Annotated in this window: 18 protein-coding genes; 9 read left to right on the top strand and 9 right to left on the bottom strand. The window is 72.3% G+C overall.

Going from position 1 to position 22,603, the window contains the following annotated elements:
- The first annotated feature begins 84 nt into the window (after positions 1-84).
- Both ABD333_RS45075 and ABD333_RS45070 read left to right on the top strand, forming a co-directional pair.
- The gene (locus ABD333_RS45075) at positions 85-1,233 is read left to right on the top strand and encodes a sensor histidine kinase (protein ID WP_344549072.1); all 1,149 of its coding nucleotides are present in this window, start codon (positions 85-87) and stop codon (positions 1,231-1,233) included.
- Positions 1,230-1,883: a response regulator gene (locus ABD333_RS45070; RefSeq protein ID WP_344549071.1), complete on the top strand. Its 654-nt coding sequence runs from the start codon at positions 1,230-1,232 to the stop codon at positions 1,881-1,883. The genes ABD333_RS45075 and ABD333_RS45070 overlap by 4 nt, the downstream gene beginning before the upstream one ends.
- A 121-nt stretch (positions 1,884-2,004) precedes the next feature.
- On the opposite strand, the gene ABD333_RS45065 is transcribed toward ABD333_RS45070, so the two are convergent.
- The gene (locus ABD333_RS45065; protein WP_344549070.1) at positions 2,005-2,448 is read right to left on the bottom strand and encodes a hypothetical protein; all 444 of its coding nucleotides are present in this window, start codon (positions 2,446-2,448) and stop codon (positions 2,005-2,007) included.
- 324 nt (positions 2,449-2,772) lie between these two features.
- On the opposite strand from ABD333_RS45065, the gene ABD333_RS45060 reads away from it, so the two are divergent.
- Positions 2,773-3,597: an EamA family transporter gene (locus ABD333_RS45060; RefSeq protein ID WP_344549069.1), complete on the top strand. Its 825-nt coding sequence runs from the start codon at positions 2,773-2,775 to the stop codon at positions 3,595-3,597.
- A gap of 48 nt (positions 3,598-3,645) precedes the next feature.
- Positions 3,646-5,055 (top strand): MocR-like pyridoxine biosynthesis transcription factor PdxR, encoded by a 1,410-nt coding sequence (gene pdxR, locus ABD333_RS45055; RefSeq protein WP_344549068.1) that lies wholly within the window; start codon positions 3,646-3,648, stop codon positions 5,053-5,055.
- Positions 5,056-5,087: 32 nt separating this feature from the next.
- Here pdxR and ABD333_RS45050 read toward each other — a convergent pair whose 3' ends face one another.
- Positions 5,088-5,771 carry a TetR/AcrR family transcriptional regulator gene (locus ABD333_RS45050; RefSeq protein WP_344549067.1) on the bottom strand — a complete coding sequence of 228 codons (684 nt, stop codon included), beginning with the start codon at positions 5,769-5,771 and terminating at the stop codon, positions 5,088-5,090.
- Positions 5,772-6,021: 250 nt separating this feature from the next.
- Here ABD333_RS45050 and ABD333_RS45045 point away from each other — a divergent pair, with 250 nt between their 5' ends.
- The 3 genes from ABD333_RS45045 to ABD333_RS45035 all read left to right on the top strand — a co-directional run bounded on the left by ABD333_RS45045 (position 6,022) and on the right by ABD333_RS45035 (position 14,433).
- Positions 6,022-10,401 (top strand): HAMP domain-containing protein, encoded by a 4,380-nt coding sequence (locus ABD333_RS45045; protein WP_410558603.1) that lies wholly within the window; start codon positions 6,022-6,024, stop codon positions 10,399-10,401.
- 26 nt (positions 10,402-10,427) lie between these two features.
- On the top strand, positions 10,428-12,962 hold the full coding sequence (locus ABD333_RS45040; protein ID WP_344549066.1) for a SpoIIE family protein phosphatase: 2,535 nt from the start codon (positions 10,428-10,430) through the stop codon (positions 12,960-12,962).
- Between the two features lie 160 nt (positions 12,963-13,122).
- Positions 13,123-14,433 (top strand): glycosyl hydrolase family 18 protein, encoded by a 1,311-nt coding sequence (locus ABD333_RS45035; RefSeq protein WP_344549065.1) that lies wholly within the window; start codon positions 13,123-13,125, stop codon positions 14,431-14,433.
- Positions 14,434-14,472: 39 nt separating this feature from the next.
- On the opposite strand, the gene ABD333_RS45030 is transcribed toward ABD333_RS45035, so the two are convergent.
- Entirely contained in the window at positions 14,473-15,840 is a 1,368-nt protein-coding gene (locus ABD333_RS45030) for a hypothetical protein (protein WP_344549064.1), read from the bottom strand.
- A 386-nt stretch (positions 15,841-16,226) separates the two neighbouring features.
- The gene (locus ABD333_RS45025; RefSeq protein ID WP_344549063.1) at positions 16,227-17,363 is read right to left on the bottom strand and encodes an MFS transporter; all 1,137 of its coding nucleotides are present in this window, start codon (positions 17,361-17,363) and stop codon (positions 16,227-16,229) included.
- Positions 17,364-17,417: 54 nt separating this feature from the next.
- Between ABD333_RS45025 and ABD333_RS45020 the strand changes: the two genes are divergently transcribed.
- Positions 17,418-18,158 carry an AraC family transcriptional regulator gene (locus ABD333_RS45020; protein ID WP_344549062.1) on the top strand — a complete coding sequence of 247 codons (741 nt, stop codon included), beginning with the start codon at positions 17,418-17,420 and terminating at the stop codon, positions 18,156-18,158.
- 63 nt (positions 18,159-18,221) lie between these two features.
- Positions 18,222-18,368: a GPGG-motif small membrane protein gene (locus ABD333_RS45015; RefSeq protein ID WP_344549061.1), complete on the top strand. Its 147-nt coding sequence runs from the start codon at positions 18,222-18,224 to the stop codon at positions 18,366-18,368.
- A 102-nt stretch (positions 18,369-18,470) separates the two neighbouring features.
- On the opposite strand, the gene ABD333_RS45010 is transcribed toward ABD333_RS45015, so the two are convergent.
- The 5 genes from ABD333_RS45010 to ABD333_RS44990 form a co-directional block, all read right to left on the bottom strand.
- On the bottom strand, positions 18,471-19,430 hold the full coding sequence (locus ABD333_RS45010; protein WP_344549060.1) for a glycine betaine ABC transporter substrate-binding protein: 960 nt from the start codon (positions 19,428-19,430) through the stop codon (positions 18,471-18,473).
- 40 nt (positions 19,431-19,470) lie between these two features.
- Entirely contained in the window at positions 19,471-20,241 is a 771-nt protein-coding gene (locus ABD333_RS45005) for an ABC transporter permease (protein WP_344549059.1), read from the bottom strand.
- Complete coding sequence (locus tag ABD333_RS45000) at positions 20,238-21,269, bottom strand: ABC transporter ATP-binding protein (RefSeq protein ID WP_344549058.1); 1,032 nt, start codon at positions 21,267-21,269, stop codon at positions 20,238-20,240. The genes ABD333_RS45005 and ABD333_RS45000 overlap by 4 nt, the downstream gene beginning before the upstream one ends.
- Complete coding sequence (locus ABD333_RS44995) at positions 21,266-21,910, bottom strand: ABC transporter permease (protein WP_344549057.1); 645 nt, start codon at positions 21,908-21,910, stop codon at positions 21,266-21,268. Before ABD333_RS44995 ends, ABD333_RS45000 begins: the two co-directional genes overlap by 4 nt.
- A gap of 79 nt (positions 21,911-21,989) precedes the next feature.
- On the bottom strand, positions 21,990-22,499 hold the full coding sequence (locus ABD333_RS44990) for a TetR/AcrR family transcriptional regulator (protein WP_344549056.1): 510 nt from the start codon (positions 22,497-22,499) through the stop codon (positions 21,990-21,992).
- Positions 22,500-22,603 lie beyond the last annotated feature (104 nt).

Here is a 22,603-nt window from a genome sequence, read left to right as displayed (position 1 = left end):
TCAGACGAAAGTCGGAGACCGGCGGCCGTCGGAGTCGACGAAAGGCGGACGAGGACGGCCCAGGCCACGGCCTAGGCTGCGGGCATGGATGTGCCGCTCCGCTGGCGAACCGGCGTTTCCGGCCGCGGGGCCGCGGACATGGCGATCGTCCTGGCGTGCCTCGTCCTGGCGGTGTTGGCGGTGAAAGGACGCTGGTCGCCGCTGCCTTCCGCGGTCGTCGCGGGTGCGGGCGCGGCGGGGAGCCTGGCACAGGGGTGGCGGCGCCACCGTCCGCGGCTGGCGGCGATCGCGGGTGCGGCGTCCTATGCCGTGTCGGGCAATCCGGGGCCACTGATCGTCGGCCTGTACGCGGGCGGCGCCTACGTGCCGCTCCGGCGGGCGTGGCTGCCGGCGGCCGCCGGATGGGCGGGGCTGGCCGGCTGGTCGTGGATCGACGAGGGCCGTCTCAGCCTGGAGAACGCCGCGTGGACGGCCGGTGCCGCCGCCGTCGTGACGGCGGCGGGCGGATACGCCGCCACGCGGCGGGCACTGGCCGAGTCGTGGCGCGCACGGGCGGAGAGCGCGGAGGCCGAGCGGCGGCTGCGCGACGAGCAGGCCCGGGCGGCCGAACGTGATCGGATCGCCCGGGAGATGCATGACGTGCTGGCCCACAAGGTGTCGCTGATCGCCCTGCACGCGGGCGCGCTCGAACTCGCCGCGGACGAGGGCCCCGCTCCGGTACGGGACGGGGTCGCGTTGATCCGGGTCACCGCCAGGGAGGCCCTCCAGGAGCTCCGCTACGTGCTGGGTGCGCTCCGAGGGGACCAGGCGTCCCCCGGCGAGCCGTTCGCCGACCTGCCGTCCCTGGTCGGCGCGGCCAGGCAGGCCGGACAGCGGGTCGAGCTCGACGATCGGGCGGGGACGCTGCCGCCGGCCATGGCCCGGGTCGTCCTGCGCGTCGTCCAGGAAGGGCTCACCAACGTGCGCAAGCACGCGCCGGACGCCCGGACCACCGTTACCGTGAACCGGGGGACACGAGGCACGGTGACCGTGACCGTCGCCAACACCGCCGGCGCCGAACCCGCCGACCTGCCGGGGGCGGGAGCCGGTCTCGTCGGGCTCGCCGAGCGCGTCCGCCTGGTCGGCGGCACGCTGCACAGCGGACCCGCCGACGCCGGAGGCTGGCGGCTGCGCGCCGAGCTCCCCTGGCGCGACCACGGCATCACCGGGCCGCCGCCGGGCGACGTCTCGTGATCTCCGTCCTGCTCGTCGACGACGAGGCCCTCGTCCGCGCGGGCCTGCGCATGATCCTGGAGACGGCCGACGATCTGACGGTGATCGGCGAGGCCGCCACCGGCCGGGCGGCCATCGGCGCGGTCGCCGGCGCCCGCCCCGACGTGGTGCTGATGGACGTCCGCATGCCCGACCTCGACGGGCTCACCGCGACCACGGCGATCCGCGCCCGGAGCCGTCCGCCCGCGGTGATCGTTCTCACCACCTTCGACGCCGACGACGCGGTCTTCCGGGCGCTGGAGGCGGGGGCGACGGGATTCCTGCTCAAGGACACCCCGCCCCGCGACCTCCTGCGTGCCGTGCGCCTGGCCGCGGCGGGGGACGCGATCCTCTCGCCCCAGGTGACCCGGCAGGTGATCGACCGTGTCACCGCGCAGGACCGCACCGGCCGCAGACGGGAGGCCCTCGACCGGCTGCGGGCACTCACCGAACGGGAACGGGAGGTGCTCGTCCAGATCGGCCTCGGCCATGCGAACTCCGCCATCGCCGCCAACCTGCACATGAGCGAGGCCACCGTCAAGAGCCATATTTCCCGGCTGTTCGACAAACTGGCCGCCACGAACCGCGTGCAACTCGCCATCGCGGCTTTTCGTGCGGGTCTCGTCGAGTGATTCACCGGACGGCCGGCGCCGGCCGCGAGCCGTTCGGTGCCGATGCCGCGAATACAGCGGACCCGATAACACGTCCTCATGTCGAGGCGGCCATCGGGTCCGCTGTTTCGGGCGGGTACTTTTACAGGCTGCTGTTGTAGGCCCGGAATTGGATATGGACGTCGTCGCCGCCGTCCCATGAGACGTTGCCGGGGTCTACGTGGGCATTGGTCTCCGGCAGGATGACCTGGTCGAAGTCCTTGATGGCCCGGATGCTGTCGCCCAGGCAGCCGCAGGTCCCCTCACGCAGGATGACCTGCCCGTGGTAGCGGATGGCGCCGCCCGGCATGAGATCCGCCACCCCGTACAGCGTGCCGAGGACTTCACCGCCGCACGACCAGTCCTGGTTGATGACCACCTGCTGGTAACCGTAGACGACGTCGTTGTCGGTCACGCCGTAGTGGCACTCGTCGTCCCCGAATGTCTCGTCGTCCTCGAGATAGACGGTACCGGAAATGCTGATCCGGCGGGGCGGCTCGTCCGCCGCGAATACAGATGACAGTCCGGTGCCGAGTATTCCGATCATCGCCACTCCGGCGATGCCCAGAGATGCGAACCTCCGAATCACCTACGCCCCCTTTGCCATATGTGATTGGCCCTTTTTCGGTGCCTGAATGCTGTCATCGGCCCCGGTCCTTCGGCAAGCCTTAATTTCCTATCCCTCAGGTTCTGCGAATTGTTCTTTATTTTCGCATTGTCCGTATATCTGTGCGGTGGTAATTCCGGCCGGTACTCGGTGCCGGTCGCTGGGCCGACATGAATCGGACCTGTATCCGGAGGCCGAATCGGCTCTGCCGTGGCGTCCGATCCGGGCGGAAGATCTCTACTGACACCGCGAAAGGGAGAGGTCATGAACACGATGCTGGGTCTCGCACTGGCCGCCGCCGCGCTCTACGGAGCCTCCGACTTCTTCGGCGGCCTGCTGTCACGCCGCACCCACTACGCGCTGGTCGGGCTGGTCGGGCAGGCCGCCGCCGCGACCGGGGCCGTCCTCGCGGCACTCGCCATCGGCTCGGCCGCGCCCGGCGGCGCGGCGATCGTGTGGGGCCTGGTCGCCGGTGCCGGCGGATCGGTGGGCACGCTGGCGCTCTACCGGGGACTGTCGCGCGGACGGATGAACGTGGCGGGGCCGCTGTCGGCCGTGGGGGCGGCGGGCGTTCCCGTGCTGGTCGACATAGCGTTCGGGCAACGCCTGACGGTCGCCGCTCTGCTCGGCATCGGGCTGGCCATCCCCGGCATCTGGCTGGTGTCGTCGGAGTCCGGGCGGCGCGACGCCGGGGGAGTGGGCGAAGGGCTGCTGGCGGGGCTCGGGTTCGCGGTGCTGTTCGTCTGCCTCGACCGGGCCGGGGACGGCGCGGGACTCTGGCCGGTGGCGGCCGGGCAGGTGACCGCCGTCGCGGTGCTCGGCGCCTTCGCGCTCGGCGGCGGTCGCGCCGTGCGCGGGCGGACCCCGTGGACGGCCGTGTGGCCCGGCATCCTCGGCGTCTCGGCGACGATCCTCTACTTCCTCGCCGCCCGCGAGGGAACGCTCGCGATCGCCGCCGTCATCACCTCGCTGTACCCCGCGTTCACCGTCGCCCTCGCCGCCCTGGCGCTGCGCGAGCGGACGAGCCTGGTGCACGGCGCCGGGCTGGCCCTCTGCGCGGTGTCGGTCGGGGCGTTCGTCACGGGATGAGCGCCGCGGGAGGAGCGTCGCGGGCGGGTGGCGGGCTAGCCTGCGACCGTGGCGAGGACGACGGTGAACTCCGGGGTGGTGCACGAGCTTCTCGTGGAGCTCGACCGGACCAGGCCCGTGCCGCTCCACCGGCAGATCGAGGCCGCCCTGCGCGCGGGAATCCGCTCGGGGCGGCTTCCGCTCGGCACGTCCGTCCCGCCCTCCCGGCGCCTCGCCGCCGAGCTCGGGGTCTCGCGCGGGGTCGTGGTCGAGGCCTACGACCAGCTGGTGGCCGAGGGCTACCTCACCAGCACGCCCGGCTCGTACACCCGTGTGGCCGCCGGTCCCTGCCGGACGGGACCGGGCGGCGCGCCGGCGCCCGCCACCGTGCCGCGCATCGACTTCGGATACGGGCGCACGGACCCGGCCGGCTTCCCCCGCGCCGCGTGGCTGCGCTCCCTGCGGAGGGTGGTGACCAACGCGCCGCACGACAGGCTCACCTACCTCGACGGGTACGGCGTGCCCGAGCTGCGGGAGGCGCTGGCCGACTACCTCAACCGGGCGCGCGGAGCCTCGGCGTCGCCGTCCCGGCTGGTGATCACCAGTGGCTTCTGCCAGGCGGTGAACCTCATGGTCGACGTCCTCGCTCGGCGCGGCGCGCGGCGGATCGCCGTGGAGGACCCCTCGGCCGACGACGACCTCCGGCCGCTGGCCGAGCTGCGCGGCCTCGAGGTCGTCGGGGTACCGGTCACCGGCGACGGGATCAGCGTGGACGCCCTGGAGCGCAGCGGCGCCGATCTCGTCATCCTGACACCGTCCCACCAGTGGCCGCTCGGCGGGGTGCTGCCCGCCGCGGCCCGCGCGTCGGTGGTGCGGTGGGCGCGGGACCGGGGAGCGGTGGTCCTGGAGGACGACTACGACGCCGAGTACCGCTACGACCGGGCGCCGGTCGGGGCCATCCAGGGGCTCGCGCCCGACGTGGTCGCCCACGCGGGCTCGGTCAGCAAGACCCTCACTCCCGGCCTGCGCCTCGGATGGCTGGTGACGCCGCCGCATCTCACCGAGGCGGTCGCCGAGGCGAAGCTCCTGGCCGACCGCGGCTCACCCGCGATCGAGCAGCTGGCGTTCGCCGACTTCCTGCTGCGCGGCGAGTTCGACCGGCATCTGCGCCGGATGCGTCCGATCTACCGGCGCCGCCGGGACGCGCTGCTCGGCGCGCTTGAGGAGCACCTGCCCGCCTTCGAGCCCACGGGCATCGCCGCCGGGCTGCATCTGGTCGCGTGGCTGCCCGACGGGCTGCGGGAGGACGATCTGATCGCGGCCGTCGCCGCGCAGGGCGTCAAGGTCGCGGGCGTGGGACCGTACCGGCTCACCGGAGAGGGACGCCAGGGCCTCATCCTGGGCTACTCCGACCTGAACGAGGCCCGGATCGTCGAGGGTGTCCGGGCCCTGGCCACCGCGGCCCGGGAGCTGACCTGACGAGCGAGCCGAGGCGGGGCGCGGCGCCGTCCTTATCGCTCGCCGCCCGGCTCGGCGGAGGACGAGGACGCGGCGTCGCGCGGATCGAGGCCGAGCACGCCCGCGGCAGCGGCGGCGACGAGCGGCTCGTCGTACGGAACCCGCCCCGCGAGCGCGATCACCGTGCCCTCGATCGCGCCCACGAAGGCGAGCGCCAGTGTCCTGACAGGCGGGCCCGCGGGGATCGAGCCCGCCTCGCGTCCGGCCTCGATGAGGCGGGCGCAGATCTGGAGGAGTTCCTCGTACCCCTGCTCGACCTCTCGCCCCACCGGATGGTCCTGCTCGGCGAACTCCAGCCGCAGCGCCATCGCCACGCGCGCGATGTCGCGCCGGCAGAAGACGGCGTGGCGGCGCGCGAGGACGAGCAGCGCGGCCGCCGGGTCGCGTTCGCGCTCGACGTGCGAGCCGACCTCCTGCGTCCACGTGGCGTAGACCCATTCCATGGCCGCCAGGGTCAGGTCCTGCTTGTCCTTGAACTGGTGATAGAGCGCGCCGCGCGTGTAACCGGCGTCCCGGGCCACCTGTTCGAGCACGAGGTTGCCGTAACCGAAGCGGGACAGGCCGCGGGCGGCCGATTCGAGCAGTGCCTCGCGCGAACGTGCCCGCCGGTCGGCCTGCGTGCCGCGCGAGCCGGCGCGGCCCCGGCCGCCGGTCTCCCGACCCTCACCTACATGCATGTATGTACGTTACCTCAACGCTGGACTCTCCTCTCCCCGCGCCACGACACCGTCCTGCTCGGAGGGCGCGGCGGACTGCTCATGGTCGTGGCGGGTACCGGGCGGTGGTGAGGAGGTGAGAAACTTCTGCTGGTTGTTTGTCATCCGACAAACAACCGTGGGGCGAAGGACGGGCTCGCGGGCAGGTCGCTGTCAGCGTCACGCCGGGCGAGATCCGCGTCCACCGGCGTGACGAGAGCGAGGTCGGAACGTGAGCGACACCGTGGGTGGCGGCGAGGCGCGGTCGGCCGGGGCGCGGCCGGCGCCCGAGGCGGCGGGCGGTGGCGGCGGGGAGGCGGGCGAGGCCGAGCTCCGGCAGCTGCTCGCCGGCCTGACCGCCGTGCGCGACGGCGACTTCGGCACCCGGCTGCCCGATGACGCGCACGGCCTGCTGGGCGAGATCGCCGTGGTGTTCAACGGCATGGTGGACCAGCTGTCTCTGTTCACCTCCGAGGTGACCCGGGTCGCCCGCGAGGTCGGCACCGAGGGACGGCTCGGCGGGCAGGCCCAGGTGCCGGGCGTGTCGGGCACCTGGAAGGACCTGACCGTCTCGGTGAACGCCATGGCGGGCAACCTGACCACGCAGGTGCGCGACATCGCCCAGGTCGCGACGGCGGTCGCCAGGGGCGACCTGTCCCAGAAGATCGACGTGGACGCGCGCGGCGAGTTCCTGGAGCTGAAGAACACCGTCAACACGATGGTCGACCAGCTCTCCTCGTTCGCCGACGAGGTCACCCGCGTGGCACGCGAGGTCGGCAGCGAGGGGCGGCTCGGCGGCCAGGCGGACGTGAAGGGCGTGTCGGGCACCTGGCGCGACCTGACCGACTCCGTGAACTTCATGGCGGGCAACCTCACCGACCAGGTGCGCAACATCGCCCAGGTCACCACCGCCGTCGCGCAGGGCGACCTGTCCCAGAAGATCACCGTTGACGCGCGCGGCGAGATCCTCCAGCTGAAGAGCACGGTCAACACGATGGTCGACCAGCTGTCGGCGTTCGCCGACGAGGTCACGCGGGTGGCGCGCGAGGTCGGCAGCGAGGGGCGGCTCGGCGGTCAGGCGGACGTGAAGGGCGTGTCGGGCACCTGGAAGGACCTCACCGAGTCGGTCAACGTGATGGCCGACAACCTCACCGCCCAGGTGCGTTCGATCGCCCAGGTCACCACGGCGGTGGCCAAGGGCGACCTGACGCAGAAGATCCGCGTGGACGCGCGCGGGGAGATCCTGGAACTGAAGGACACCATCAACACGATGGTCGACCAGCTGTCGGCGTTCGCCGACGAGGTCACGCGCGTGGCCCGTGAGGTGGGCACGGAGGGGAACCTGGGCGGCCAGGCCACGGTGCGCGGAGTGTCGGGGACATGGAAGGACCTGACCGACAACGTCAACGTGATGGCCTCCAACCTCACCAACCAGGTGCGTTCGATCGCGCAGGTCGCGACGGCGGTGGCGCGCGGCGACCTGTCGCAGAAGATCACCGTGGAGGCCAAGGGCGAGGTCGCGGCGCTCGCCCAGACGATCAACACGATGGTCACCACGCTGTCGGCGTTCGCCGGCGAGGTGACGCGGGTGGCGCGCGAGGTGGGCACCGAGGGCCAGCTCGGCGGCCAGGCGCAGGTCCCGCACGTGGCGGGCACCTGGAAGGACCTCACCGACAACGTCAACTCGATGGCCGGCAACCTGACCAACCAGGTGCGCAACATCGCCCAGGTCACCACCGCCGTCGCGCAGGGCGACCTCACCAAGAAGATCGACGTGGACGCGCGCGGGGAGATCCTCGCGCTGAAGACCACGATCAACACGATGGTCGACCAGCTGTCGGCGTTCGCCGCGGAGGTCACCCGGGTGGCGCGCGAGGTGGGCAGCGAGGGCAGGCTCGGCGGCCAGGCCGAGGTCGAGGGCGTGTCCGGCACCTGGAAGCGGCTGACCGAGAACGTCAACGAGCTGGCCGGCAACCTCACCCGGCAGGTGCGCGCCATCGCCGAGGTGACCAGCGCGGTGACCTCGGGCGATCTGACCCGGTCCATCACCGTCGACGCCTCCGGCGAGGTGGCCGAGCTCAAGGACAACATCAACCTGATGGTGAAGTCCCTGCGCGACACCACCCGGGCGAACGAGGAACAGGACTGGCTCAAGACCAATCTGGCCCGCATGTCGGGGCTGATGCAGGGTCACCGCGACCTGGCCGTGGTGGCCGACCTGATCATGGACGAGCTGACCCCGCTGGTCGCGGCCCAGGTCGGCGCGTTCTACCTCGCCGAGGACGGCGACGACGGCATCGAGCTGCACCTGATCGGCTCGTACGGCTATCCGGCCGACGGCGACCCGGCCGCGCCCGCCCGGCCCACCCGGTTCGGCCTGGGCCGGTCGCTGGTCGGGCAGGCGGCGCGCAGCCGCCAGGCCATCGCGGTGGACGAGGTACCGCCCGGCTACGTCACGGTGTCGTCGGGGCTCGGCCACAGCGCGCCCACCAGCCTGATCGTGCTCCCCATCGTGGTGGAGGGCCAGGTGCTCGGCGTCATGGAGCTGGCCTCGGTCACGCCGTTCACCCAGGTGCAGCGGGACTTCCTCGAACAGCTGATGGAGAACATCGGCGTCAACGTCAACACCATCGTCGCCAACGCGCGCACCGACGAGCTGCTCGCCGAGTCCCAGCGGCTCGCCGCCGAGCTGCAGGCCCGTTCCGGCGAGCTGCAGGTCCGGCAGGAGGAGCTGCAGCGGTCCAACGCGGAGCTGGAGGAGAAGGCGGCGCTGCTGGCCACCCAGAACCGCGACATCGAGACCAAGAACCTGGAGATCGAGCAGGCCCGGCAGGAGCTGGAGGCGCGGGCCCAGCAGCTCGCGCTCGCGTCCAGGTACAAGTCGGAGTTCCTGGCCAACATGAGCCACGAGCTGCGCACACCGCTCAACAGCCTGCTGATCCTGGCGCAGCTGCTGGCCCAGAACCCGACCCGCAACCTCACGCCCAAGCAGGTGGAGTACGCCGGGATCATCCATTCGGCGGGTTCGGACCTGCTCCAGCTCATCAACGACATCCTCGATCTGTCCAAGGTCGAGGCGGGCAAGATGGACGTCCGCCCCGAGCGGGTCCCGCTGCGTCACCTGCTGGAGTACGTGGAGGCCACGTTCCGGCCCATGACGACGCAGAAGGGGCTGGACTTCCGCGTCACCACCGCCCCGGGGGTGCCCGCCGAGCTGCTCACCGACGACTCGCGCCTGCGCCAGGTGCTGCGCAACCTGCTGTCGAACGCGGTCAAGTTCACCGAGGCCGGCAGCGTCGAGCTGCGCATCGAGCGAGCCGACCGCAAGGAACTGCCGCCGTCCGTGCGGGCCTACGGCGAGGCACTGGCGTTCCGGGTGGAGGACACCGGAGTCGGCATCGCCGAAGACCAGCTGGAGACCATCTTCGGCGCGTTCCAGCAGGCCGACGGCACCACCAGCCGCAAGTACGGGGGCACCGGGCTGGGCCTGTCGATCAGCCGTGAGATCGCCTACCTGCTCGGCGGCTCCGTCACCGCCACGAGCACGCTGGGCAAGGGCAGCACGTTCGTCCTCTACCTGCCGCTCGCCCGCCCCGACTTCGTCGACCTGGCCGAGGGCCGGATCACCAAGATCAGCGCGACGCCCGCGGGGACGACCGGCGCCATCCAGGCGACCGTCATGGAGCGCGCCGACGAGCGGCCGGCGGGCGCGCGGCCGGCGGCGCCGCGGGTGCGCCGGCGCCGGCTCCTGGTGATCGAGGAACGGGCGGGCGGCCTGCTGTCGCTGGTGGCCGAGAGCGCCGTCGCCGACCTGGCCGGCGGCGGGCGCGCCGGAGCGGGCGGTGAGCCGGCCGACCCGCGCGGGCCGGTCGAGATCGTCACCGCGCTGGGCGCCGACGAGGCCGCCGCCGCGCTGGCCGCCGAGCCGTGCCACTGCGTGGTGCTCCAGCTCGACATGGCGGACGGGGCCGCCCTGCGGTTCCTGGAGTCGATGGACGGCGACGCCGCCGTTCGCGCGCTGCCGGTCCTGGCGCACCACAACCGGCGGCTCGAAGCCGCGCGGGAACGCGTGCTGCAGGCGCGTGCCGGGACCCGGCCGCTGGAACTGCTGTCGAGCCTGGACGAGCTGCGCGAGCGCATCGCCCTGCACCTGTCGGCCGAACAGCCCGGAGACGTCCTGCCGCTGGTCCGCCACGACGACCAGGGCGTGCCCGTCCCGCACGAGGTCGACGTCTCCCTGGCCGGCCGTACCGTCCTGGTGGTCGACGACGACGTGCGCAACGTGTTCGCGCTCACCGGCATCCTCGAACTGCACGGCATGAACGTCGTGCACGCCGAGAACGGCCGTAAGGGCATCGAGGCCCTCGCCGACAATCCCGGCGTGGAGCTGGTCCTGATGGACGTGATGATGCCGGAGATGGACGGCTACGCCGCCACCGCCGCCATCCGCGCGATGCCCGAGCACGGCGCGCTGCCCGTCATCATGGTGACCGCCAAGGCCATGCCCGGCGATCAGGAGAAGAGCCTGGCGGCCGGGGCGAGCGACTACGTCACCAAGCCCCTCAACGCCGACGACCTGATCGCGTGCATCCACCGGTGCCTGGACGCGTGACCGAACCCCGCCGAGGAGCCACTCCAGTGCCCGAATCCCTGCCCGGCGGCTCCGCACCAGAGGAGCACGCGGACCGCCACGAACCCGGCGCCGGACTCGACGCCGGACCCGGCGCCGGGGCCTCCGCGGTGCGGGCCGCGCCGTCGTCGCCGGGCGTCACCAGGCTGGCGCTGACCGTCGAGCAGCTGCGCGAAGAGGTACGGCGGGCCCAGGCGGCGGCCGAGGGACGCGGCGTGATCGAGCTGGCCACGGGCATCCTGGTCGAGCGGCTGCGGTGCGGCCCGGTCCAGGCCGCCGCCCAGCTGACGTCCCTGGCCGAGGAGGCGGGGCTGACGCGGATCGAGCTCGCGGCCGACATCATCAACCAGGCGGCGCGCGACCGGGTCACCGAGGTGACCCAGGACTTCCTGGCGCGGGCCATCGGCACCGGCCGGGACGAGCCCGGCCTCGGGTCCGTGGTCGCCTCAGCGGCCGGGAACGATGCCGGGGGAGCGGACCCGGCCGGGCCGTCCCCGGCGGCGCAGCTGCGCGCGGCCGAGAGCGGAGCCCTGGCGGCGGGCGACACCCAGGCGGTGGCCGGCTCGCTGCTCGAACACGCGCTGGCACCGCTGGGCGCCGTCGCGGTCGCCGTCTGGATCGCGGCACCGGACGCCTCGCTGACCCTCGCCGGGTACGCCGGGGTCTCACCCGCGGAGGCCGCCCGCTGGCGGTACGTGCCCCCCGGAGTGGTCACGCCCGCCCGGCGCGCCCTGGTCGAGCGCCGACTCGTCCACCTCGTCTCGCTGGCCGAGGCGGGGCTGCCCTCGATCGGCCACCGCGAGCTTCCCCCGGGCGGGCGCATCACCGTTCCGGCGGGCACCGGCGGGCGCGTCATCGGCGTGCTGGAGATCTGCTGGCCCGGCCCGCTCGGCCCGCAGTCCCGCCAGGTCGAGCGGCAGATCGAGGCCTTGGCCGAACTGTGCGCGCACACCCTGGAGAGCCTTACGCCCGCCGGCACTGCCCTCGCCACTCCCGGCGCGGCCCCGCAGGACCCGGCCTTGCAGGACCCGGCGCTGGCGGAGCTCGTCGACCTGACCGACGGCCTGCACGACCCGGCTCTGGTGCTGCGCCCGCACCTCGACCACGACGGCCGCCTGGCCGACTTCCGCATCCATCACATCAACGGGCGGTTCGTCGATCCCGCTGGGCGTCCCCGCAGCGCGGTCTCCGGGATGCTGCTCCTGGAGGCCTATCCGCTCGCCGCCGAGGAGGGCGGGCTGTTCGAGAAGGTCGAACGGGTGCACGCGACCGGCGAGCCGTTCCGTGCCGAGCGGACGGCCCTCACCGCGCTGGTGGACCAGGTGCCGCTGACAGCCGTCGCCGACATCAGCGTCAGCCGCCTGGGCGCGAGCGTGCTGCTCATCTGGCGCGTCCAGGACGAGATGGCGCGGCTGGCGAGCCTGCTGCAGCACGCGCAACGGCTCGGCTGCATCGGCGGCTTCGAGGAGAACCTCGTCACCGGCGAGATCACGTGGGCCAGCCAGGTGTTCGAGCTGCACGGCCTGCCGCCGACGGCCGCGCCCGTTCCGCTCAGCCGCCTGCCCGCCCAGGCCCATCCGGACGACGACACCGCCATCGGCCGCTTCCTGCGGGCCGTCCTGCACCACCGGCGGCCGGCGTCCACGGCCTTCCGGCTGAACCGCCCGGACGGCATCGTCCGGCACATCCGCGTCATCGCCGAACCGGTGCTCGGCCGTGAGCGCCGCCTGCTCGGGGTCCGCGGGGCGTACCAGGACATCTCGGCCCAGCACTGGACCGAGGTGGCTCTCGCCGCCACCCGCGACCAGCTGGCCTACACCGAACGGCAGGCGGCCGAGCACAACCGGCTGGCCCTGCAGCTGCAGCGCGCCATCATGCCGCCCAGCCGGGCGCCCATCGACGCCGCCGGCCTGCAGGTCGCCGTGCGCTACCGTCCCGCCGAGAACGAGCACCTGGTCGGCGGGGACTGGTACGACGTGGCGGCGCTGCCGAGCGGTCAGGTCCTGCTCTGCGTCGGCGACGTGGCCGGGCACGGAATCCAGGCGGCCACCGACATGGTCGTCCTCCGCAACGCCCTGCGTGGCCTCGCCGCCACCGGCACAGGCCCGGCCCAGCTGCTGACCTGGCTCAACCTCGTCGCCAACCATCTGACCGAACACGTCACCGCCACCGCCCTGTGCGCGCTGTACGACCCGGGCACCCGCACGCTGCGGTGGGCGAGAGCCGGTCACCCGCCCCCCGTCCTGGTACGGCACGGGAAGGCGGGTGTGCTGCCCGCGATCCGGGGTCTCCTGCTCGGCGCGCTCCCCGAGGCCGTGTACGAGGAAGGCGTCCTGGACCTGGAGGCGGGCGACACGCTCCTGATGTACACCGACGGCCTCATCGAACGCCGGGACCGTTCTCTGCAGGAGACCGTGGACCACCTCCTGGCCACGGTCGAGAGGCCCGCCTCCGGCTTGGAGGAGCTCATGGACCACCTCCTCACCCACAGCAACGCCGACACCGACGACGACACCTGCGTCGTCGGCGTGCACCTCCCCTGAAGGCCCGGCGGAGATCGGGCCTTTTCGGCCGCCGGGGGCGCGGCTACCCTGAGGCTGCGTTCCCCGCCGTCGTATGGTCCGCGCGGGGCGGTTCCGCGTGCGGGATCGTCTGGCTCTGCGTCGGCTCCTCTGCCGTTCCCGTTTCGCTGAGGAGTCTTCGATGCTCTTGAGGTACAGACACTGGCTGGCCGCGCTCGTCGCCGCGGCAGCGGCGGCGACCCTGTCGCTCGGCGCGCTGGTCGCCTTCTCCCCGCCCGCCGCCTCGATCTCGTTCATCGCCTGCCCCTTCCCGGCCTGGGCCGAGGGGACGGCCTACACGGCGGGCACCAAGGTGAGGCACAGCACCCGCGGGTACGAGGCGCTCGCCAACCACACCGCCCACCCTGGCGCGGGCTGGTCGCCGAACTCCACCCCGGCGCTCTGGCGCGACCTGGGCGCCTGCGATGACACCGAGCCGCCGACGACACCGCCGACGACGCCGACCACCACGCCGACCACGACTCCTCCCACGGACGAGACCTGCCCGGTGAAGTCGAGGCCGGCCGGCAAGGTCCTGCATGGCTACTGGGAGAACTGGGACGGCGCGAAGAACGGCGTGCACCCGCCGTTCGGCTGGACGCCCATCACCGATCCGCGCATCAAGCAGCACGGCTACAACGTCATCAACGCCGCGTTCCCGGTCATCCGCTCCGACGGCACCGTGCTGTGGGAGGACGGCATGGACGCCACGGTGAAGGTCGCCACGCCCGCCGAGATGTGCGCGGCGAAGGCGGCCGGCGCCACCATCCTGATGTCGATCGGCGGCGCGACGGCCGGGATCGACCTGAGCTCCAGCACGGTGGCCGACCGGTTCGTCGCGACCGTGGTGCCGATCCTCAAGAGGTTCAACTTCGACGGCATCGACATCGACATCGAGACGGGCCTCACGAGCAGCGGCAACATCAACACGCTGTCGGCTTCCCAGGCCAATCTGATCCGCATCATCGACGGCGTGCTCGCGCAGATGCCGTCCAACTTCGGCCTGACCATGGCCCCGGAGACGGCGTACGTGACCGGCGGCAGCGTCACCTACGGCTCGATCTGGGGCGCCTACCTGCCGATCGTGAAGAAGTACGCCGACAACGGCCGCCTCTGGTGGCTGAACATGCAGTACTACAACGGCAGCATGTACGGCTGCTCGGGCGACTCGTACTCCGCCGGGACCGTCCAGGGCTTCACGGCGCAGACCGACTGCCTGAACAAGGGCCTGGTCATCCAGGGCACCACGATCAGGGTTCCCTATGACAAGCAGGTGCCGGGTCTGCCCGCCCAGCCGGGCGCGGGCGGCGGATACATGTCGCCCGGCCTGGTGGCCCAGGCCTGGAACCACTACAACGGCGCCCTGAAGGGTCTCATGACCTGGTCGATCAACTGGGACGGCTCCAAGAACTGGACGTTCGGCGACAACGTCCGTTCGCTCCAGGGCCGCTAGCCCACAGCGAGGGCCCGGCCGCCGCGGGCGGCCGGGCCCTCAGCTTCTCCTGATCAGGCCGGAGTAGCCTGCGATCACGAGGGTCGCGAGGGCCCACGCCAGCAGTTGCAGGATCCACAGGACCGCTGAGACGAGCTGGCCGGGGACGCTGACGGTGTCGACGTCGCACCGCTCGCGGACACCGGTGTTGATCAGCGGGAGGCCGCGGTCCAGGCCCACGCCGACCTGTTCGAGGATGGAGCAGGCGGTCCCGGGCGTGGCCGACTTGTCGGTGTGCGACGCCACGTACCGGTCCGGTGTGGCGTGCAGGTGGCCGGCGGCCAGGCCGAGGCCGACGGCCATCGCGGTGACGGCCAGCAGGGCGGCCAGCGCCCGCCAGGTCTGGTAGCCGTAGCCGAGCAGCAGACGCAGAAGGCGATGGCGCAGGCGTGCCCATCGGCCCGTCACCAGGCCGCGGGCCAGCAGGTCGTCCTGCTGGGCGATGAGGATGCGCCGTGCCTCGGGTTCGTGCCCGGCGGCGCGGTGCAGGGCGGCGAGTTGCTGATAGGGCTGGGCCGCGTACGCGGGAGTGTGGCGCGCGAGCCAGCGCAGCCACTGGTCGAGGTCGGCGCCGCCCGCGCGCAGATCGGTGTAGGTGAGGTTGTCGAGGCCGATCGTGCCGGTGCCGGACCACGTCCCGGGGTCGTGGAGGTCGCCGGCGCCGCGGATCGCGTCGGCGGGGACGCGCAGCCAGGTGGTGGTCGACCAGTAGAGGACCAGCGCGGGGCCGCCCGGGTTGAAGAGCCGGGCGTCCCGCAGGTCGAAGCCGCCGAGCTGGGCCGAGGTGAAGCGCACGGCGCCGAACTCGCCGGTCCCGGCGGCCTCGAAGCCGTCCCGGAGGAAGACGCTGCCCTGCACGCGCGCCCGGTCGCCGGCCAGGGCGGGACCCGTCCGGTTCACCATGGAGGCCTGCTCGCATTCGAGGTTGCCGTCGATGCGCGCGTCGAGGAGGCGCACCGGGCCGTCCGCCCGGAACCCGCCGCACAGGGCCAGATGGCCGCGGATGTGGACACCGTCGGCGTCGATGCCGCGGGTGTGGCTTCCGTCGAGCTTGAGGAACGGCAGTTCGGCCTGCTGCAGGGTCACCCGTTCGCCGAGGTGGCACGACAGCAACGCCAGGGTGACGTCGGTACGGACGCACTCCAGGTCGAGCGGGCCGATGATCCGGGCATGCCGCAGCCACAGGCCCCGGGGGTCGGGATCGTCCAGAAGGCGCCCCAGCAGGATGTCGCGGATCACGTCGGCCCGGATCAGGTGATCGGGATCCTCGCTCGTGGCCAGCTCCGCCGGCCCCAGCGTGCCGCAGGTGAGCACCCGCCCGGCTCGAACCGCCGCGACCAGGTCCTGCTCGCGTGACGTGAGCTCCACGGCACGACGGTAACCGTGAGTGCCGTGCCGCGACCGAACGTTGACCACATCCGGGCAGCCGTTCGCCCGGCCGGGCCGTGCTGGGGCGGCAACGCCCGAGCGGGACCCGAGCGGCAGCAGAAAATCACGGTGCCCCGTTGACGGATGGGGTGAACAACTGTCATCGCACAGTCACTTCCCTCCGGGGGAGCGGCGGGGTTATGTTCATTGAATCGCGCTGTGACCTGGCAGTTCGCCCGCACCGGCCCAGACGGAGGGTGATCGGTCACGCTGCGAGGCACGACCGCCGGCCCGGTATTGGTACGCACGCCCCCAGCCACGAGGGCCGGCGGCCGTGCGGCGCTCCAGGACCCGCCGAGCGCGACCCGAGACTGCGCCGAACCCTTTCAGGAGCTCTGTTCGAGGCGCGCGGGCTCGCGCAGGCGGGAGGCGAGAATCCACGCCATGACCGGAAACACGGTCAGCGCCGCGAGCATGGCGCGCAGCGAGGTCGCGTCCGCCAGTGCCCCGAGCGCGGGAGCGAGAACGCCGCCGACGCTCACCGCCAGGCCGAGGGTCACGCCGCTCGCGGTGCCCACGCGGTTGGGCAGATAGTCCTGCCCGAGCGTGATGTGCAGGGAGAACGGCACGTACAGCGCGATGCCCGCGACGGCGACGAACCCGTACAACGCCGGTCCCGGGACGAGCACGACCCCGGCGATCGCCAGGACCGCCATACCGTAGGCGCCCCGCATCGTGCGTATCCGTCCCCAGCGCCCGGCCAGGCGGCCGCCGAGCACCGTGCCGGCGGCTCCGCCGGCGAACAGCACGAACAGCGCGGCGCCGCCCGCCGCGTCGCCCGCGTGCACCCGTTGCTGGACGAAGAGTCCCAGGAACGAGCTGAGCCCGATGTAGGCGATCGAGCGCAGGATGACGACCGCCGACAACATGCGAAAGGCCGGCCAGTCGTCGCGGCCGCCGGCCCTGGGCGCCGTCGTGCCGCGCGCACGCCGTCCCAGCAGCGGCAGGGTGACCAACGTGCCGAGCACGGCCGGAAGGAGCAGCAGCGGCGTGGCGGCGAGCCCTCCGGCCGCCAGCACCGGCGTCGCGAACACCGGAGCGAGGGCGAAGCCCACGTTCCCGCCGAGCGAGAACCAGCTCATGCCGACGTGGTCGCCGCCGGTCACCGCGCGGGCCAGCCGGGCGGCCTCCGGGTGGTACGCGGCGACTCCGAAGCCGGTCAGCGCGATCGCGGCGAGCGCCAGCGGATAGGACTCGGCCTGCCCGACCAGCGCGACGCCCAGCCCGGCGGCCAGCGTGCTGACCGGGACGAGCCAGGGCATCGCCCACCGGTCGGTGAGGACCCCGAACAGCGGCTGGATCACCGACGACAGCAGCGAGGCGGCCAGCACGAACCCGGACACGCCGAGGTAGCCGTAGTGCCGTTCGGCCACCAGGAACGGCACCAGCACCGGCACGATGCCCTGATAGAGGTCGACGCTCGCGTGTCCGGCGGACAGCCGCAGCCGCTTGTTCGCTCCCATGCCCCAAGCGTCGATCTTCAGCGAGGATGACGGCTTCCGATAAACTGCCAACAAATGTCGATTCCCCGCCATACGCCCGCCGCGCCCACGGGCCTGCGCCGCCTGGCTCCCGGCGCCGGGATCGACGCGCACCGCCACGACGAGCACCAGATCGTGTACGCCGCGCGGGGCGTGCTGTCGGTCACCACCGGCCGGGGCCGCTGGATCGCCCCGGCCACCCAGGCGATCTGGGTACCGGCGGGAACGGTCCACGAGCACCGCGCGTACGGCCGGACCGACGTGCACCTGGTGGGCCTGCCGGTCACCGCGAACCCGCTGGGCCTGGAGGCGCCCGCCGTGCTCGCGGTCGGGCCGCTGCTGCGCGAGCTGATCATCGAGTACACCCGCGACCCGGACGCCGGGGACACCGCCGAACGCGGCAGGCTGCGGGCCGTGCTGCTCGACCGGCTCCGGCACTCGCCCCGGCCGCCGGTGCACCTGCCCACGCCCCGCGACGCGAGGCTGGCCGCCGTGTGCGCGCTGCTGAACGACGATCCCGCCGACGGCCGCACCCTGGCCGAGCTCGGCGCCCAGGCCGGCGCCAGTGAGCGCACGCTGTCGCGGCTCTTCCGTGCCGAGCTGCACATGACGTTCCCGCAATGGCGCACCCAGCTGCGGCTGCACCACGCGCTGATCCTGCTCGCCGACGGAGCCCCGGTCACCGCCGTGGCGCACCGCTGCGGCTGGTCGTCGGCGAGCGCGTTCATCGACGTCTTCCGCCGCACGTTCGGGCGCACTCCCGGCCGGAACGGCTGAGGCCGCGGCGGGGGTCGCGCAGCCGTGTCCGTTTAATCCCGGAGGTACGGGTATTGGCTGTTCATGGGTACTTTGTTGTGGATCATCGCGGTCATACTGGTCATCTCCGGTATCTACGTACTGATCGCGCGCAGGGACATTCTGTGGGGCGCCGTCCTCATCGTCGTCGGCCTGCTGGTCGGCCCCGGCGGCGTCAGCATCTTCACCTGACGCGGTAGGACGACCCGGCCCGTCCTCCTTGTCTGAGCCGGCGACAGTAGGCAGGCCCCGCCGTGGCCTTGGGGGCGAGAACGCGGCGGGGCTTCAGCCTGCTCACTTGCCGATGAAGCCCTTGGACTGGAGCCAGGCCTCGGCGACCTCCACCGGCTCCTTGCCCTTGACGTCCACCTCGCCGTTGAGCTCCTGGAGCACGGCGTCGGTGATCGCCGCCGCGAGCGGGTTGACGACCTTCTCGATGGCGGGGTTGTCGCGGTGGACCGACGCGCGCACCGTCAGCGCCGGGTTGTAGATCGGGAAGAACTTCTTGTCGTCGGTGATCGGCGTGAGGGCGAGCGCCTTGATACGCCCGTCGGTGGTGGTCACCATGCCGAAGTCGCACGGGTCGCGCTTGGCGATCGCGTTGAAGATGGCGCCTTCGGCCAGCGTGGCGACGGCCTTCTTCGGGAGCGTGAAGCCGTATGCCTTCTGCAGGCCCGGCCAGCCGTCGTTGCGGCCCGCGAATTCGCTGGCCACGCATGTGGACGTCTTGTCCGGGTCGCTCTTGGCCAGGCGCGCGTAGTCGGAGAGGTTCTTGATGCCGCGCTCCTGCGCGACGGAGGTCTTCACCCCGATGGCATAGGTGTTGTTGGCCGGTGCAGGGGCGAGCCACTTGACCTGGTTCTTGGCCAGGTCCTGCTGCGCGGCCTCCTGGTACTGCCTGGCGGGGTCGTCGATCGGCTTGGTGTTCTTGAGGTAGTTGATCCAGGCCGTGCCCGTGTACTCCCAATACATGTCGATGCTGCCGGACGTCAGCGCGGCCCGGGTGGTGTTGCTGCCCTGGAGCCCGCACTTCTCGCGTACGGTCGCGCCCGCCGAACGCAGCGCGAGGGCGGTGACCTGGCAGAGGACGAGCTGCTCGGTGAACTCCTTGGACCCGACGGTGAACGTGGCGCCCTTCAACGAGGCGCCCTTGGCGAGGCTGCCCTCCTTGGCGTCGGTGGTCGACGAGCTGAAGCAACCCGTGGTCACGGTGACGAGAACGAGGGAGCAGGCGGCGATCGGGAGCAGGCGCATGGTGTCTCTCCTCAGCTTGGGCCTCTGCTGGGCCGGATGGTCAGACGCCGCGGGGGCGCAGATGGTGCTCGACGATGCCGACGAGCCAGTCGGCGGCCATGGCGAGCACGGCGGTCAGGACGCTGCCGGTGAGCAGGATCGGCGTCCGGTTCAGCGCGATGCCGGTGTTGATGAGATCGCCCAGCCCGCCGGCGTTGGTGAAGGCGGCGAGGGTGGCGGTGCCGACGTTCAGGATCACCGCGACGCGGACGCTGGCGAGAATGACCGGGACGGCCAGCGGCAGCTCCACGCGGAAGAGCACGGCGGTCTTGGTCAGCCCGATGCCCCGCCCGGCGTCGATGAGCGACCGGTCGACCCCCTGCAGCCCCACCATGGTGTTGCGGAGCACCGGAAGGGCGGACACGAGGACGAGCGCGACCACCGCGGGCCGGAAGCCGATGCCGACCGTCACGGCGAGGAGTACGAGCACCCCCACCGAAGGCACGGCCTGCCCGACGTTGGCCAGCGCGAGGAACGGCGTGGCCAGCCAGCGCAGCCGCGGCCGGGTCAGGACGACCCCGAGCGGGATCGCGACGGCGAGGACCAGCGCGGTCGACACCGCCACCAGCTGGATGTGCTCGACGAACCGCTGGACGATGACGTCCCGGTTGATCGCCCTGCGCTCCAGGTCGTCGAGGTCCTGGCCGCGCAGGTAGAGCGCGAGCGCCGCGCACACCGCGATCAGGAAGAGCGGCGTGACCAGCATGCCGAGCGAGGAACGTCCGCCGGTCCGGTCCTCGTCGCGCTGGTCGAGCATGGACGTGACGGTCATCGGCGGCCCCCGGTCGCGTCCGCCGGACCCGCCGGGCCTGACGGGTGAGGTGACTGCTGCACGATCCTCGACCAGCAGACCCGGCCGGCCGGTCTCCCGTCCTCGCCCGTGACGTCGGCGACGTCGGTGCCCGCCCGGAGCATGACGTCCAGCGCCTCGTACAGGCTCTGGTCCACGCGTACCGTCGCCGCGCCGGCCGCCGCGTCGTCCGCGGCCGGGTCGAGGTCGATGGAGCCGACCGGGACGAGCCGCAACCGGCGCATCGCGGCGCCGGAGCCGACGAACGAGGCGACGAACTCGTCGGCGGGCTCCCCGAGGATCGCGGCGGGCGTGTCGTACTGGACGAGGCGCCCCTGCTGTCCCAGGATCGCGATGCGGTCGCCGAGCTTGAGGGCCTCGGTGAGGTCGTGCGTCACGAGCACGATGGTCTTGCCGATCTGGGCCTGCAACTCCAGGAACGCGTCCTGCAGCCGTTCGCGCGTGATCGGGTCGATGGCGCCGAACGGCTCGTCCATCAGCATCGCGGGCGGGTCGGCGGCCAGCGCGCGGGCGACGCCGACACGCTGCTGCTGCCCGCCCGAGAGCTCCTTGGGATAGCGGCGGCGGAACCCTTCGGGTTCGAGCCCCACGAGGTCGAGCAGTTCGTCGACGCGGGCCCGGATCCGCTTCTTGTCCCAGCCGAGGGCCCGCGGGACGAGGCCGACGTTGTCGGCGATCGTCATGTGCGGGAACAGCCCGACCTGCTGGATGACGTAGCCGATCCGGCGGCGCAGCTGGTCGGGGTCGACCCGGGTGACGTCCTCGCCGTCGAGGAAGATCCGGCCGCTGGACGGTTCGATCAGCCGGTTGATGAGGCGCAGCGTGGTGGTCTTGCCGCACCCCGACGGCCCCAGCAGCACGACGATCTCGCCCTCCCGGACGCTGAGCGACAGGTCGGCCACCGCGGGCGCAGCCTGCCCCGGGTAGCGCTTGCCGACCCCGTCGAGCCGGATCATCTCCTTGGGTTCGGACGGCTTCGGTTCGGTCATCGGATGCCCCTGGAGGTGGTGAGCCGGAAGAGGACGAGGAACAGCAGGTCCAGCGCCAGCGCCAGCAGGGCGACGCCCAGCGTGCCGGCGAGCGTGTCGTTCAGCGCGTTGGCCCCGCCGATACGGGCCAGGCCGCCGAAGATGAGCTCGCCGAGGCCCGGACCCGCGACCGCGGCGGCGATGGCCGCGATGGCGACGGTCATGATCGTGGAGACGCGCACGCCGGTGAGCACGACCGGCCACGCCAGGGGGAGCCGGACCCGCAGCATGACCCGGGCGCGCCCGAGGCCCATGCCGCGGGCCGCCTCCTCCACGGCGCTCGGCACCGACTCAAGGCCGGTGATGGTGTTGCGCAGGATCGGGAAGACGGCATAGAGGACCAGGGCGGTGATGGTCGGGGTGAGCCCCAGCCCGAAGAGCGGGATGAGCAGGCCGAACAACGCGAGCGAGGGAACGGTGAGCATCGTGCCGGTGACGCCGAGCGCCAGCCGGCTGGCCCGGGGCCGCCCTTCGACCGCGATCCCGAGACCGATCCCGAGCACGGCCGCGATGGCGACGGCGATCAGGACGACCTGGGCGTGCTCGGCTGTCATCTGGGCGATCGTCGGCCAGCGGTCAGCGAGGTATTCGGAGAAGGACATCGCTGCCTCCTGTCGGGGGTCGCCTCATGAGCCTTACCCACCGGTGATCATCCCGCAAGCGATACTCCCCGCACAAATGTCAGGCCGTTGCGTCACCTGAGCCCGCCGCGCCCGGGGCGTCGCGCGGACCCGTCAGATAACGCGTGAGCATGTCGACCAGCTCGTCCTCGAAGCGCCCGGCGTCCTGGAGCCGCCCGCCCGGATGATCCTGCGCGACGAACCGGTGAACGAGCGACTCGATGGCGTTCACCACCAGGCGCGCGGCCATCGGGACGTCGGCGACGGTCACGCGGGGATCGGCGGCGAGCAGCTCGCGGGCCGCGGCGATGGCCTGCTCCTCCGCCGCGTGAAGGAACTCCAGGAGTTCGGGCGGCCGGGGCGCCTGCTCGAACAGCACCCGGTGCAGGGCCGGATCGTCGCGGTGGTTGTCGATCGCCGCGCGGACGAAGAGCCGCAGCCTGCCGTCGAGCGTGCTTGGCAGCGGGCCGCCCGCCAGCCGGCGCTCGATGGCGGCGACGCCGTCGCGGGCGTGCGCCATGGCCAGCTCGACCAGCATGGCGTCCTTGTTGGGTGCCTCTGTGTTTGTCAAGGCGCCGTAGTGCATGTCGTAGTGTCGGCCGTGGCGGGTCTGGGAAGTGACTTGTCCGAAGAGTCGACCGTCGGGGTTGGGTCGGCTGCGGTGGATGTCAGAGT

It is taken from the genome of Actinomadura fulvescens (assembly GCF_039533225.1).
Taxonomy (GTDB): Bacteria; Actinomycetota; Actinomycetes; order Streptosporangiales; family Streptosporangiaceae; genus Spirillospora; species Spirillospora fulvescens.
The sequence above is the reverse complement of the archived record's forward strand: the minus strand, read 5'-3'. Positions and strand labels throughout refer to the sequence as shown.

What these genes read in the sequence shown, in the direction of transcription:
- ABD333_RS45075 (WP_344549072.1), top strand. Translation starts at nt 85, where the DNA reads ATGGATGTGCCGCTCCGCTGGCGAACCGGCGTTTCCGGCCGCGGGGCC.
- ABD333_RS45065 (WP_344549070.1), bottom strand. Translation starts at nt 2,448, where the DNA reads ATGATCGGAATACTCGGCACCGGACTGTCATCTGTATTCGCGGCGGAC.
- ABD333_RS45060 (WP_344549069.1), top strand. Translation starts at nt 2,773, where the DNA reads ATGAACACGATGCTGGGTCTCGCACTGGCCGCCGCCGCGCTCTACGGA.
- ABD333_RS45050 (WP_344549067.1), bottom strand. Translation starts at nt 5,771, where the DNA reads ATGCATGTAGGTGAGGGTCGGGAGACCGGCGGCCGGGGCCGCGCCGGC.
- ABD333_RS45035 (WP_344549065.1), top strand. Translation starts at nt 13,123, where the DNA reads ATGCTCTTGAGGTACAGACACTGGCTGGCCGCGCTCGTCGCCGCGGCA.
- ABD333_RS45025 (WP_344549063.1), bottom strand. Translation starts at nt 17,363, where the DNA reads ATGGGAGCGAACAAGCGGCTGCGGCTGTCCGCCGGACACGCGAGCGTC.
- ABD333_RS45020 (WP_344549062.1), top strand. Translation starts at nt 17,418, where the DNA reads ATGTCGATTCCCCGCCATACGCCCGCCGCGCCCACGGGCCTGCGCCGC.
- ABD333_RS45015 (WP_344549061.1), top strand. Translation starts at nt 18,222, where the DNA reads ATGGGTACTTTGTTGTGGATCATCGCGGTCATACTGGTCATCTCCGGT.
- ABD333_RS45010 (WP_344549060.1), bottom strand. Translation starts at nt 19,430, where the DNA reads ATGCGCCTGCTCCCGATCGCCGCCTGCTCCCTCGTTCTCGTCACCGTG.
- ABD333_RS45005 (WP_344549059.1), bottom strand. Translation starts at nt 20,241, where the DNA reads ATGACCGTCACGTCCATGCTCGACCAGCGCGACGAGGACCGGACCGGC.
- ABD333_RS45000 (WP_344549058.1), bottom strand. Translation starts at nt 21,269, where the DNA reads ATGACCGAACCGAAGCCGTCCGAACCCAAGGAGATGATCCGGCTCGAC.
- ABD333_RS44995 (WP_344549057.1), bottom strand. Translation starts at nt 21,910, where the DNA reads ATGTCCTTCTCCGAATACCTCGCTGACCGCTGGCCGACGATCGCCCAG.